Origin of the sequence: Chryseobacterium gilvum, from assembly GCF_025628965.1 — a bacterium.
Classification (GTDB): domain Bacteria; phylum Bacteroidota; class Bacteroidia; order Flavobacteriales; family Weeksellaceae; genus Chryseobacterium; species Chryseobacterium gilvum.
The window spans coordinates 1,334,639-1,347,583 of the sequence record NZ_JAOTEN010000001.1; the positions used below are offsets into that span (position 1 = coordinate 1,334,639).

Sequence of the window (12,945 nt, forward strand, 5' to 3'; positions counted from 1 at the left end):
TTTAAAAACCTGTTAGGTTTGTAACTTTACAAATTCACAAATATTTACTCACTTATTATTACATTCGTTCCTTTCGTATGCGCATTCATTTGCGGTGCATAATAATTCTGCATGGTCGTGATCCCGTTTGAGAATTTTCCTGATGCATTGGCTACAAAATCATATTCAAATACATATTTCCCTTTCGGCAGATATTCGATATAAAAATTGGTGGACGCGTCTTTTGTCGATTGGTAATAGCCTAAACTGTTTTTCCACTGATATCCCGAAAGTACATCAACCGGCTCAAATCCTGCCGCTCGCATATCTTTAAGATGAATAAATTCCATCGCGCGGTCGGTATTTAAAATCATTCTTACCGTTACTTTATCACCAATTTTTAAAGGGGTTTCCGGAGAAATTTTCTGTAACTCTTCCCCATTTACAGTTTTAATTTTTTTATACAGTTCTTTTGATATGAAAATGTAGTTTTCAGAAGATTTTATTTTATCCAGATCTTCGTAATATTGCCAGAATAATCCTCCCTGAACAATTCCTGCACCTGGTTTTGTGATCGTAACAGTACCCAGTTTTTTATCTATCATATCAGATTTTAGGGAAGATTTTACATATCCGGTTGCCTGTGTTTCGGGTTTTAGTGTTTTTTCACCCCAAACAATGTTTACTACTTCAGATTCCGGAGTGGTCCAAGATTTACCGGAATTTAAAATCGTAAAAATGACTTCCGCAGTTCCTCTTGAGCTTCCCCAGGAATTGACTTCTTTTTGGGTAATCAGCCAGATTTTTATGTCTTCTATGAATTTCTGATCGTTCGGTTTTAATCTGTTGAAAGCTTCCAACGCTCCCGCCTGATTCACGACTTTGGAACCAAACCAGCCCCAATCATCAAGGTTTTGCTTCCAGTACACGCCTTGTGTTTTAGAATCTACGGAAGTTTCTTTCAGGTAATTCATCAGTATATCTGAAGTATCTTTTAAGCCGTAATCATTCATTAACAAAGCGGCACGATGTAATCCGAAGAAAGTAAAATCGGTTATTTTTACTGTTTTTACTTTTTGTTTTACCAAAGATTTCAGCGTGGCTCCTTTGCCCTTTAACGGATATTGTTTTTCCCAGTAATTACGGGTATCAAGATAATCTAAGGTCCAGTTGGTCCAGACATTTTCTTTTTTAACGTCCCAATATTGATTGATCTCGTTATCAACGTATTTTACCAAATTGGCAACCAGTGCATCCTGCTCTGAATTTTGATACTCTTTCACATTCTCTTTCAGCCAAACATTGATTTTGCCTAAGTTTTTCAGAATATATAAAGACGTTCCGTATGAGCTTGGATATCCTTGATACCAGGAGAAACCTCCATCCGGATTCTGCAGTTTTTTGAAATCGTCCCAATCCTGACTGATCGAATTTTTCATCGTATTGGCATCAAAAAGCAAGGCCAGTTTCTGCATTTGCTCTTCTCCGTTTTTGCTTTCTAAAACCCAGGGCGTTTCTTCTAGTAACAACTGTTTTAATTCCTGGTTTTTTTCAAGATTTGATTGTAATAATCCTTTGCTCTGATATTCTTCAAAAACGGTTTTTAATTTTGGATTTGCCCTAAAAATTTCAGAAGCCAGAACATCAGCAAACCATTTATTGAAGATGACATCGGCAGAATTGTTCTGATCATTTTTCAGGCTTGGAAGCGCAAACATGATTTCCCAAATCGGGTTGGTCGTCAGTTCTAAAGTATTTGAAACATTAAAAATGGTTGTTGAATTTACATTTTTAAGGTTTTCAATTTCGAAAGTCTTTGTTTCGCCTTCTTTCACAAAAACAGGAACCACATCGGTTACTAACATTCTGTTGGGTAAGACTGCCACTGCTTTTTGCTCGCCATCAGAATACTGGCCGGCTTTTGCCACCACTTTTAAAATGATGGATGAAACATTATCCGGAACTTTTATTTTCCATGTCAATGCGGAATTTCCGCTTTCATTTAAATCAAAATTTTGCGTACTTGCATTTAAACCAAATTTTGAAGAAATATCTTCGTTGGTAAACGCATCTAATATCTGAAGATTGGCAGAGCCGCTTAGTTTTTTGCTTGTGAGGTTGGAGAGTTTTGACTGCAGGTTTAATTCATCGCCTTCTCTTAAAAACCTAGGATAATTAGGCGTCACTGAAAATTCTTTCTGTGTTATCACTTCTTTTTCCAGTGTTGCTGTTCTTGCGTCTTTTGCATGAGCCAAAAACATGAGTTTCCATTTTGTCAATGCTTCCGGAGAAGTAAATTCGAAGTTTACATTTCCTTCGGCGTCGGTTTTCAGGTCGGGATAGAAAAACGCGGTTTCGTTGAGGTTTTGGCGGACCGGGATTTTGTCAAGAGATTCTTTTGAGCCTACAATATCTATAGCATTATCCTCTAACTCTTCAACCACATTTGCACTGGTTTTTCTTGATACTGATTTTGTTCTGTATCCTCTAACTACTATCTCATCAACACTTTTTTCTTCTTTTGGTGCTGAAACAGGCTCAGGAACAGCATTATCAACCAAAACTCCAGCTGCTTTTCCTTGTAACATGGTTGTAATACGTACCATCTCGCCATCAAACCAATTGAACTGCGGAACTTCCACATATTGCCCATTGTAATATCTCATCCTTTTCTGGTAATATTTCTGCTCAAGGTTTTCTCTCAAGTCGTATGAAGTAACCATTGAAAAGGTATTGTACAGCGATAGCCAGTGAAAAGAATTTATAGCAAACTGATCCAAAGACATATCGTACATATTGGCCAAAACCTCTGCATTGATTTTTTCTTTGTCATTTCCTAAAACTTTTATCGTCCATTTTTCTTTTACATTGGGTTCAAGTTTGTCTCTGAACGTTACCGTTTCAATTTTTAAAGGCTGTTCAGTATCTTTAATTTTTACATTAACTGACTGAGTCTGCACATCATTAAAGGCGACAACCTGAAACTGAACATTGAGATTTGAAACTTTTTTATCTTTTGGAATATCAACGGTGTATTCTAAAACACCGTTTTTAAACTGATGCACTTCAGAAACTGTTTTTCCGGAACCGTCCTGCACAAAAACATTTGCAAAAGCATTGGGAATCGCTGAATAGGCATAAATTTTCGCCTTTTCACCTCTTACAAATTCATTTTCAGGTTCTAAAACGGTAAGAAAAGTTTTTTGTTCCGGTTTCAAATATTTTTTATCCCAGATGCTGAAATTCTGAGATGTTTTTATGGTGTCTTTTCCTTCAATGTTAAATAATTCCAACTGATAATCACCGGCTTCCAGTTTTCCGAGATCAAGAGATTCTTCATTTCTTTTTACATTGTTAAGAATGACTAATGAAATTTTTCGGTTATTTAACTCTTCATCTTTATCATAGAAATCATGCGGAAACCTTTTGATAAATTCGTCTTTAGAAAATTTCGGCTGGTTCTGAATTTCAGTTTTAAAATTATCTCTGAAAATCCTGTCGGGCGCTTGCCGTTTTGATAAAGTAACCTGATACGATTTTTTAAGATTCTGCTCGTTATAATTTTTGGTCTCCACCTTTATTTTTACATTTTCATCTGAAAACATGTCTTTAACTTCCGCTGCATTAATGTAATGGGAAACAGAAGCTACTTTAAGATTGGTATCGGCCGTTTGTGTTTCGCCGTTGATGTCTGTCACTGAAGCGTTAACCGCATAATTATCAATCTGAATTCCTTCTAATTTTTCATCTTTTTTAAGGTCCAGACGAATAACAAATTCTCCTTTTTCATTGGTTTTTGCTTCTCCTAAAATAGAATTTTCATTGTCGCCATTTTGCGGATACCAGCTGAAATACCTCCAGCGGATATTTTGTATCTTAATCTCATAATTCACCGTTGTATTGCTCAAAGCAACTCCGGAAAACATCATGGCTTTCCCTTTTAATTCAATGGTTTGACCGTATTTATATTCTTCTTTTACGGGTTCAAAAGTGACTTCAAATTTTGGACGTTTATATTCTTCGACCCTGATATTTTTATACCCTTGAGCACCATCGGTTTTAAGATAGAATACCCCGTTTAATTTTCCCTTTGGGAGAACAAAACTGCCGTGATAAGATCCGAACTCATTGGTTGAAAAATTCTGGAAACTTACTTCTTGTCCGTTTGCATCCTGTAACGTTATTTTCTGTTTTAGCGCGGAAACTACAGATTCAATCTCTTTATCAATTTTGGTATTGATCACTTTGAAATAAACGGTTTGTCCCGGTCGGTAAATGGCACGATCGGTGAAAATCTGAGCTTTGGTTTTTGTTTGCTGGTTAGGATTATATTCTTCAGAATAGTTATTATTTCCATATACCTGCAATAGCTGAAAATCATTGTTTTTCGGCTGATGAATAAGGAACGTTCTGTAATAGTCATTATTTTGCGTGGAAGGTAATTTAAAAAACCCTTTATCGTTGGTTTTTGCCGTTAATTTGTTTAACGTTTTATTCTGTACCAATTCGTAAAAAGTGATATTTTCATTAGCAATTGATTTCCCGTTTTCACTGTTCACGAGTTTTAATTCGTTACGAAGCTGATTTCTGTCTGTTTTATTTTGGTAAATAATTCTGTTATCAGACACCAAAAAATAAAAATTCTTTTCAGAATCGTCATTTTGATCAGATCCTGCTACGACATATTCTGCAAGATAGATCCCTGAAGAAAGAGGTTTGATTTCCAGGGATGTCTTATGGCTTTGATAATCTTTAGGATCTTGCAAAGAATAAGTTTCTTTTCTGACAAGCTTTTTCTTAATGGCAGAATACATTTTCCCGTAAGGGTTCTGCTTGTATTGTATGAAAGCTGCGTAATCTTCTTGCACTTCATAAATATTCACAGAAAAATCAGTCACATTTTTATATTCGGCTACCAGATGAATAGGCAGATTGCTCTGCGTCTGCGCTTCGTATTTAAGATTCAGATACGGATTAGTGATCTGGTTTTCTTTATTTTTAATATTTTCTAAAAAAGGTGATGTCGGATATTGATTTTTAGCTTCAGCTGCGACAGCGAGAGCTTCCTTTTCTTTTTTATCTGAAACCAGCTCATTCATGATATCTTCCATGATGAGCACTTTATAATCTCCTTCCGTATTTGTTTTTACTACATTCTGAAGCTGTACTAGTTTATCTTTACAGGAATTGAAATTACAATTCTCTGTCAGTTTCTGGTGCATAAAATAAAGCTTGGGATTTCCTGTATTTTGGGCGATCAGTTCATCAAAAACACTATTTATTACCTTCCTGTTTTCTATTTGTTCATTTTTCGTAAACAAGCCATTATCCGACAAATAATTTATTTTTTTTAAAGAGTACCAATCCCATAAAGCCGGAAAATAAGACAAATCTTTTATATTGGAAAAAACGTCTTTATATTTTGATAATGAGATTTTCTTTAACTCATTCTTCTGCTCATCAAGATCTTTAAAGGTTTTAGACAGGTAATTTTTAAAATCAAGCTTGCTCCAGGATTCAATCTGCGAAATATCCTGCGAATTGATATTGGTTCTTCCATTGATTTCCCAGGAATGCTCGTTGTAATAATCAAACAAAAAGCCTGACAATACTACTTTGTATGCCAACTGATCATCTCCTTTCAATTTTTTTCCGGCATTCTGGAGCTTTGTAAAAAACTGAGAGGCTGCATCATTTTTATCATCGTCAGTGGTTTGATTGACAATACTGAATTCCGCTTTCAGAGCTCTGATCAGCTGAACGGCGTTATTTTCTTTCATAGCCTGGTTCTGAATATCCAAAACAATCGGAAGATTTGATTTATATGTTCCTTTTTTACCGTTTTCTTCTATTTTTTTCCATTGCTGGTCATAATAGTTTTGTGAAAAAGCTAACGAAAAGCTCAGCATTAGAAGGAAAAGGAATAAAACCTTGGAAAATCTTTTCATATATGTTATTTTTGATCAATGAATTTCTTAAATGTACTGAAAAAATATCTTATAGACACTCAGTTGTATGTATCTCTGATGGGAACATTTTTCGCAATATTTTTCATGTTTGAGCAAAATACATTCCGTTTCCCCTCTGTAGTTCTGATATTTATTACTTATTTCAGTGGCTATTTGTACACCAAATATCAAAACACGAAACATTTTTACAAAATCTTGATTTTGAATGTATTTGCCGGAATTGTTTCTGCTATTTTAATTATTTTAAATCATAATGAAATACGACTGATAAAATGGTTTATTATTGTCGTTTTGGGCCTGCTGTACAATAGTTTTTTTCTGGAAACTTATATCAGAAAAATACCTTTACTAAAGGTATTTTATGTAGGTTTAGTTTGGGCATTGGTCAATTGTTGGCTCACTCTACCAACTTTTAGTGTTCCTGTTTTTCTGATCAGCTTTTTTTTTATTACGGCCTTGGTTCTGCCTTTCGATATTCGTGATATGAAAAGTGATACCATTCACACTTTTCCAAAGCTTATTGGGGTTCAGAATACCAAATATACTGCCTATCTGCTTATCTTTTTAAGCATTCTTTTATCTGCAGCATATCTGAGTATTTATTATTCCTTTTCATTTTTTTTAGCCGGTATAATTTCTTTCCTGTTCATTTATTTTTCTGAAAACAGCAGAAATGATGCTTATTTTTCCTTCGGAGTGGAAACCTGCTCTGCGCTTCCTTTTTTATTCTTAGTAATATTGAGTATTTTTGAAAAATGATTATTAAAACCCTTTCTCTGCTAAACTTTAAAAATCATTCTGAGAAAAAATTTGATTTTTCACCGCAGATCAATTGTTTTGTGGGCAATAACGGTGCAGGAAAAACCAATATTCTCGATGCTCTTCATTATCTGTCGGTAGGAAAAAGCTTTTTGGGAAATACTGATCTTAATAACATCAAAAGTGAAGAAGATTTTTTTACAATTGAAGCCGGAATTCAAAATGATGACCGTGAAGATATTATCAAAGTTCTTCAGCCGAGAGAAGCTAAAAAAATCATTAAAAAAAATGATAAAAGCTACGACCGCTTAGCGGATCATATAGGATATTTGCCGAGTGTAATGATTTCGCCTTATGATTCTAACCTGATTTCGGATTCCGGGGAGAGCAGGAGAAAATTCCTGGACTCTATGATTTCCCAGACCGATTCCGCATATCTTTTTGATCTTATTCAATATCAAAAAACGATTCAACAGAGAAATGCACTGTTGAAATATTTTGCTAAAAACAGAATCTGGGATAGAGATTCCCTGGAAATCTATGACGAACCCATCACAAAATCCGGAACCAAAATTTATGAAAAACGAAAAGAGTTTGTCGAAAAACTGAATCCTATCGTTCAGAATTTTTATCAGATGATTTCCGGCGGCAAAGAGACTGTTTCGGTTATTTATGAATCGCATCTGCTTGAAAATACATTTGATCAGCTTTTGGAAGATCATCTTGAAAGAGACCGGATGTTAACCTATACCTCAAAAGGTATTCATAAAGACGATCTGCTTTTTGAAATGAATGCGGTTTTGATCAAAAAAATCGGTTCACAAGGCCAGCAAAAATCATTCCTGATCTCGCTGAAACTGGCACAGATGAGCCTCATCAAAGAGCTTACGGGAAAAACTCCTGTTCTTTTATTAGATGACATATTTGATAAGTTGGATGACACCAGAGTTGCCCAGCTGATCAAACTGGTAAACCAGGAAAATTTCGGGCAGATTTTTATTACGGATACGCATAGGGAACGTACAGAAAATGTTGTAAAAAAAATCAATGAAGAAAGTATTATCTTTGAAATCTGAGCTATGAAAAAAGGGAAAAAACGTGAATTTCAATCATCAGAACTTGTAAAATCTTTCGCAAAAATTTATGGTTTTGAAGATAAACTATTGGCTTTTGAAATTAAAGATTTTCTCGAAGAATATCTTGATGAAAGCTTATTTAACGAAATTGAAAGCGTTAATATTGACCATAAAACAGTGCTTATTAAGATCAATTCACCCTTACTGAAAAATGATTTCAATTTGCGCAGAAGCGTTTATTTAAAGAAGTTTCAGGATCATTTCGGTGCCGAAAATTTTATTGATCTTCAGATTTTGTAAGCATTGTATTCTGCATCATATTATTTGTTTTCTCATCAAATCGTGAACGGATCGGAAGAAAAAACTTTAAAGGATGACGCATAAAATAGCTGAAAATTTCCCGGTAAATTTCGCTTACCTCTCCGAAATTCAGCTTTCGTGACCGGAATGCCAAAAACATTGACAGCCCGAAACTTACGATGAAATTGAAAAACCCGATCATAAATACGGTGAGAAAAGAGATCCAGAATGTGTAAGAACCTACCGAAAAATCTTTTCCGTACAGACCGATGGCAAAATTACCCGCTGCAAAAGTGATGTGTCGAATATCCAGATCTAACCCGAAAAATAAACCAATAGGTGCGGTGGCTCCCAAGAAAACCCCGAACCAGAAATTGGAGATAATCCCCGCCCAGTTTTTGGCATAGTATTTTGAAAGGCTTTTCGCAAATTTTGCACCGAAAACCCTTTTTATACCCATGTTTTTAGCAATCCGGTCCGGAATCTGAAAAAATACGGAGTTGTTCCCGATGGTTCCCGAAATAATCCCGGAAATAAATAGATAAAACCCCGCGATACATGCATGTAATATGGCTTTAGACTGAAAAGGATCTAAATCTTTGAGCAGCTTATCAGATTTTTCAACGGCCAGATTTTGGGTAAAAAACACATCCAGACCATACATGATAATTAAAGCGATCGGAAATGAAAGCAAAACATTCCCCACAAAAGCAATAAACTGGCTCCGGAATAATTTGGAAACCAGATCTGCAAACTCGGTATTATTTCTTTTTGTATTCCCCTGTTCAGATAAAACTTTCGTCATCGTTGCAGCCGTCATTGCAGGCTGTTTTGTGGCCAGAGTGAAGCTCATCAGGTAAATCATGATAAATCCCATCGCATAGTTGAGAGCATATAAAAATGCATGAAAAAAATCACTTCCGGGCATAAAGCCATACAACATTTTCAAAACGCACAGCGCCCCTACAATAATACCGCCGCCACTGGCTTTATAGAACATTTTTATATATTCTTTTTTACTTGAAGTAATGTAATGGGTACCTGTTTCTGCCGTATGATTGGTAATAAGATGTGAGAGCAGTCTTGTACTGTCGTTAAAAAGTTCTGCAATGTTGTTTTTATGAGATTTATAGCTTAAAACATTGAAAATAAGCTGTTTGGATTTAATGATGATATCTTGGTCACGATCAATCACCAAAAGTTGCACAATTTCAAAAATTCTCTGGTTTTGCTGGCGGATTTTTAAGAGAGACTGATTGATCTTGCCGGAAATACCATATTTCGAAGAATTTTTGAATGCGATATTTACAAAATCCTGACACTGCTCAATATAAATTTTAATCTGCTTATACCGGCTGTCTTTGGAATGCAGCTGAATTTCCGGATGTGTTTTAAAATCTTCCGCTAAGGCTTCCAGCTCATTCTGCAGCGCAATAAAAGGATTGTCAAAATTCTTGTATTCCGGTGCCATTCTTACAACTTCCACTTCCAGTGCCATTCCCGTAACTCTCCAGGAAAGGATATTCATGGAAAAAATAAGCTCCTTTTTAACCTCTTTTTTTTGGATGAAATTATCAACCTCCAACATATAAAGAAACTCATCTACTTCATTTTCCGGGAGATTATGAAGATATTCCAGATCTTTTTTTGGCCTGAAACTGATGTTGTCAATCAGGTACCAAATGGTATTTTCATTTTCTACAGGAGGTAAAATTTTATTAAGAATTCTTTTTTTCAGCTCCGGAAAAAACGCATTTTCAGATAAAATATTGGCTTCAGTGAGCGATAAATTGAAAGGTCTTCCTTTAAAAATATTATGAATGTAGTATCTGAAATTGTCTTTAAGATCAGGATTTGCTTTAAAACAATTCAAAACTGAAGTAAAATCTGCCTTTTTGATGCTTTCCAGAAATTCCGCCAATGGTTCCAGAGAAAGGGTTTCATTCTTAAAAGAAAAATATTTTTTAAGAACAGATTCAAAATTTTTTGTACTAGAACTGAGAAGTTTCATTCGTACAAAGATACTATTTCAAACTTACATTTTTCATTTGTCTCATAATCCAGTTATGTTTCTTTCTTAAATAGGAAGAAGGGTTTTTAGGATCATATTTTTTTGGGTTGGGTAAAACTGTAGCAATCCAGGCTGCTTCTGAAGTATTTAAATCTTTTGAAGGTTTTCCGAAATAGTACTGTGAAGCCGCTTCTACCCCGAAAACGCCCCTTCCCATTTCAATAGAATTAAGATATCTTTCAAGAATAATATCTTTGCTCCAGACTTTTTCTATGATAAAGGTATACATCGCTTCCAAGCCTTTTCTCAGCCAGCTCCTTCCCTGCCAAAGGAAAATATTTTTTGCGGTTTGCTGAGAAATGGTGCTTCCGCCTCTCACTTTTTTCCCTTTTTCGTTATGCTTCATAGCTTTTTCAATCGCTTTGTAATCGAAGCCGTTATGAATAAAAAATTTCTGATCTTCCGAGGCAATCACCGCTTTTTTTACATTGTTGCCCATCTCATCATAAGAAATGTAATCTCTTTGCAGCTTTCCGTATTCGAAAAGGCCACCGATCTGGGTAATGGTAATGGGCGGATTAAAAAATCTTCCCCAAATGATAAACAGAACGTTCAGCACGAGAACGATAAAAATAAGCTGTTTTATTTTCTTCCACATATGATAAAAACTAGTGCAAAAGTAGTAAAATAGTCTGACTATTGTATTTCTTTCATATAGGTAAGCGGATCGTTCTGCAAAATTTCCGGATGGAAAATTCTGATATAATCTTTAAGAACCAAATCTGCACGCACCACTCCGCTTTCAAAAAAATCATTGGACTTTCCTTTTTCTTTTGCCGTTACTGCATAAATTTTACCTTTATTAAAAACTTCAAGTTTTGCATAAAAAGGGTTAATACCGAGCAATTCTTTTTTTGAGGTATGGTTTCCTGCGTTGATCCAGTATTGTACAGTTCCGGATTGTGCATACACCTCTTCAAAACTCATGGTAACAGCATTTTCGGCAGTATTATTTTTCAGGATATATTCTGCATTGGCGTCGGAAATATAATGGGCAGTAAAGGTTTTACCACCCGGCAAATACCACACATCACCATACATTTCGTTGGCTAAAACCTTGGGTCTTGCAGTCGCTTTTAGCGCCAGTTTCTTAAGCTGATTATAATTTTTTTCAATGTCCCGGTATCGTTTTTTTGCCGTTTCAACTTTTCCGAAAAGTTTTCCGAAAATCTTTATATAAGCTGTTTTTTCCAGCGGTTTCTGCTCCATATATTCATCAAGGAAAACAACCTGAATCCCGTTGGTCTTTAGAAGTTGATACGTGTTTTCAAAACTGGCTATATAATTGGTAAAAATAACATCCGGCTTCATGGAAATAATCTTTTCAACATCATATTTCTGTTCGTTTCCTACATTTTGAATTTTCCCTTGCTTAATGAGATTATGAATTTTTTCTGAATAAATATATTCCGGACTGGCTACTCCGGCAACAGCATTTTCAGCTTTTATTTCTGAAACGTATCCTAATAAGCTCGCATTTAAAAATACCGCTCTTTTAAAAGGCAGCTGATTTGCCCTGAAATCATAGCTGAACTTTCCTGATTTTAGTTTCAATCCTTCATTACTTTCCTGATATTGAAGCCTTTCAGAAAGCGCAATAAAATCTGCAGCATTTTTTTTGGATTCCTGGTTGCAGGCGATCATGCTTAAAAGTGTGATAAAAAATAAAAATTTCATTTTCATCTTTCAAAGAACGCAAAAAAGTATTATATTTGCAAACCTTTAAAAAGGCCTCGTGGCGCAACTGAATAGCGCATCTGATTACGGCTCAGAAGGTTACAGGTTTGAATCCTGTCGAGGTCACACAACCGACATCTGAATATACATTCTGTGTCGGTTTTATTTTTATTTCAAGAATATCTGTTTTACTGTAATTACTCAGCATCCAGATCAATATTACTCCTTACTATTTACGGATCACTTGATAACATAATTTGGATACGGATACAATTTTATTTATCATATTAGATAATTTCAGGAATATTTTATTTAAAAATTATAATTCTTTTATTAAAAAAAATAAATAATCTCAACATTCATATTAAAATATAGTTTTTAAGTACGATTTCATTGAATTTATAAATGTTATGAATCGAATACTGTTTTCCCGGTTAAAAATTTAATATTAAAAAAAAACATTATTTTTGCGACATAAAAATTGTGGCGTATCACATAATCTTCTAACTTAGCAATATCAATCATCAGATCTAAAATATAAATTACATGAAAAAAATAATTCTACTCTTTACCTGCCTATTCGGGATGTCAGTTTTCTCGCAGATCAAGGTTTTGAAAAATGAAACTTTAGTAGAAATCGGAAAAGAAAACTCTGTAGGTCTTTATAAAAAAGAAAATAAATATACGATCAATTATCAGGATATTAATACCAGTAATCTGAACACATTCAGGTCTTTTTCTTTTCAGGATGTAAATGCTGATGTACAGGGCCTTTATAAATTGATTACCGACGGATTTATTGATGAGCCTACCGGAAATGTGACTCTGGAACTTCCAAATGATATTATTGAGCTTCATTATGAAAAAAATTACGGACAGCCTACCGTGCAGTTTATTCAATATATCAATAAAAACAGAAAGTATGTTGGGAAATCTCAGTTTCTGAATAAAAAACAGGTAGATAAGATTTTTGGATTGGGTACATCAAAAGCTGCATTTTATAATAAGCCTTCAGCTAAGGCAAATATGACCACACCAACCACGAATACATCCAATTATACACAGCCCGCTACAAATCCTGCACCAACAAAGGCTAAAAAATCAAAAAAATAAT

8 protein-coding genes and 1 tRNA gene are annotated in these 12,945 nt (G+C 34.8%); 5 read left to right on the forward strand and 4 right to left on the reverse strand.

Annotation, left to right across the window (positions count from 1 at the left end; genetic code table 11):
* Positions 1-44 precede the first annotated feature (44 nt).
* Entirely contained in the window at positions 45-5,927 is a 5,883-nt protein-coding gene (locus N0B16_RS06185; RefSeq protein WP_262989858.1) for an alpha-2-macroglobulin family protein, read from the reverse strand.
* Positions 5,928-5,945: 18 nt separating this feature from the next.
* Between N0B16_RS06185 and N0B16_RS06190 the strand changes: the two genes are divergently transcribed.
* Genes N0B16_RS06190 through N0B16_RS06200 form a run of 3 tightly spaced genes read left to right on the forward strand, consistent with a single transcriptional unit; the run spans position 5,946 to position 8,083 of the window.
* The gene (locus N0B16_RS06190) at positions 5,946-6,707 is read left to right on the forward strand and encodes a UbiA prenyltransferase family protein (protein WP_262989859.1); all 762 of its coding nucleotides are present in this window, start codon (positions 5,946-5,948) and stop codon (positions 6,705-6,707) included.
* A complete protein-coding gene (gene recF / locus N0B16_RS06195) occupies positions 6,704-7,783 on the forward strand; it encodes a DNA replication/repair protein RecF (RefSeq protein ID WP_262989860.1) in 1,080 nt (359 codons plus the stop codon). The genes N0B16_RS06190 and recF overlap by 4 nt, the downstream gene beginning before the upstream one ends.
* A gap of 3 nt (positions 7,784-7,786) precedes the next feature.
* Entirely contained in the window at positions 7,787-8,083 is a 297-nt protein-coding gene (locus N0B16_RS06200; RefSeq protein ID WP_262989861.1) for a hypothetical protein, read from the forward strand.
* On the opposite strand, the gene N0B16_RS06205 is transcribed toward N0B16_RS06200, so the two are convergent.
* From N0B16_RS06205 to N0B16_RS06215, 3 genes are read right to left on the reverse strand one after another with little or no spacing between them, the layout of a single operon-like run.
* The gene (locus N0B16_RS06205) at positions 8,061-10,094 is read right to left on the reverse strand and encodes a transporter-like protein (protein ID WP_262989862.1); all 2,034 of its coding nucleotides are present in this window, start codon (positions 10,092-10,094) and stop codon (positions 8,061-8,063) included. The genes N0B16_RS06200 and N0B16_RS06205 overlap by 23 nt on opposite strands.
* 13 nt (positions 10,095-10,107) lie before the next feature.
* On the reverse strand, positions 10,108-10,752 hold the full coding sequence (mtgA, locus tag N0B16_RS06210) for a monofunctional biosynthetic peptidoglycan transglycosylase (RefSeq protein ID WP_262989863.1): 645 nt from the start codon (positions 10,750-10,752) through the stop codon (positions 10,108-10,110).
* Between the two features lie 38 nt (positions 10,753-10,790).
* Complete coding sequence (locus N0B16_RS06215; protein WP_262989864.1) at positions 10,791-11,831, reverse strand: ABC transporter substrate-binding protein; 1,041 nt, start codon at positions 11,829-11,831, stop codon at positions 10,791-10,793.
* A 52-nt stretch (positions 11,832-11,883) separates the two neighbouring features.
* Between N0B16_RS06215 and N0B16_RS06220 the strand changes: the two genes are divergently transcribed.
* Together N0B16_RS06220 and N0B16_RS06225 are read left to right on the forward strand one after the other, a co-directional pair.
* Positions 11,884-11,957 (forward strand) — tRNA-Arg (locus N0B16_RS06220).
* 420 nt (positions 11,958-12,377) lie between these two features.
* The gene (locus N0B16_RS06225) at positions 12,378-12,944 is read left to right on the forward strand and encodes a hypothetical protein (protein ID WP_262989865.1); all 567 of its coding nucleotides are present in this window, start codon (positions 12,378-12,380) and stop codon (positions 12,942-12,944) included.
* Position 12,945: the final 1 nt, after the last annotated feature.